The following is a 1,423-nucleotide window of genomic DNA, read 5'->3' as shown; positions in this document are numbered from 1 at the left end:
GCTCGGTGCTTCAGTGCTTTACGTCGCGCGCGTGGGACACGGACAGATCGTTCGCCGGCCGAGCCGAAGAGACATCGCGGCGAACGGATCCGCTGATCCGCGAGCCGCATGAGGTTGCTGGAAGGATGCGTCTTGGCAGTCTCCCGCCAGAGCAAGAAGAACCCCTCGAATCCCACCCAGAGTTCCCTGTACAGCTCCGTGCCCGGCGCACCCAACCGGATTTCCTTCGCCAAGCTGCGTGAGCCACTTGAGGTTCCAGGTCTGCTCGACGTGCAGATCGATTCGTTCGAGTGGCTGATCGGCGCACCGCACTGGCGCGATAAGGTGGCCAAACTCACCGGTAACGAGCCGGTCGGCGGCCTCGAAGAAGTACTCGACGAGCTCTCACCGATCGAGGACTTCTCCGGTTCCATGTCGCTGTCGTTCTCCGACCCGCGGTTCGACGAGGTCAAGGCGCCGGTCGACGAGTGCCGCGACAAAGACATGACGTACGCGGCTCCGCTGTTCGTCACCGCCGAGTTCGTCAACAGCAACACCGGCGAGATCAAGAGCCAGACGGTGTTCATGGGTGACTTCCCGATGATGACCGAGAAGGGCACCTTCATCATCAACGGCACCGAGCGGGTGGTCGTCAGCCAGCTGGTGCGCTCGCCCGGCGTGTACTTCGACGAGAGCATCGACAAGTCCACCGAGAAGACACTGCACTCGGTGAAGGTGATCCCCGGCCGCGGGGCCTGGCTGGAGTTCGACGTCGACAAGCGGGACAGCGTCGGGGTGCGCATCGACCGTAAGCGGCGCCAATCGGTCACCCTTTTACTCAAGGCGCTGGGCTGGTCGGCCGAACAGATCACCGAGCGGTTCGGCTTCTCCGAGATCATGGCCTCGACGCTGGAGAAGGACCCCACCGCCAGCACCGACGAGGCGTTGCTGGAGATCTACCGCAAGCTGCGTCCGGGGGAACCACCCACCAAGGAGTCCGCGCAGACCCTGCTGGAGAATCTGTTCTTCAAGGACAAGCGCTACGACCTGGCCCGGGTGGGTCGCTACAAGCTGAACAAGAAACTCGGAGTCCCGGCCAAACCGGGTGAGCGGCTGTCGACCACGTTGACCGAAGGGGACATCGTGGCCACCATCGAGTACCTGGTGCGGCTGCACGAGGGCCAGACCACGATGACCGTGCCGGGCGGAGTCGAGGTGCCCGTCGAGGTCGATGACATCGACCACTTCGGCAACCGGCGGCTGCGCACGGTGGGTGAGCTCATCCAGAACCAGATCCGGGTCGGCCTGTCCCGGATGGAACGCGTGGTCCGGGAACGGATGACCACCCAGGACGTCGAGGCCATCACGCCGCAGACCCTGATCAACATCCGCCCGGTCGTGGCGGCGATCAAGGAGTTCTTCGGCACCAGCCAGCTGAGTCAGT

1 pseudogene is annotated in these 1,423 nt (G+C 63.9%); it reads left to right on the top strand.

Features of this window, described 5'->3' with window-relative positions:
- Window positions 1-132: 132 nt before the first annotated feature.
- Window positions 133-1,423, top strand: a pseudogene (locus AC2VON_RS16135) (DNA-directed RNA polymerase subunit beta); the annotation flags it as partial.

Source organism: Mycobacterium sp. TH-M82 (genome assembly GCF_057473605.1).
Note: the sequence above shows the minus strand (reverse complement) of the source record. Positions and strands in the feature narration are given on the sequence as shown.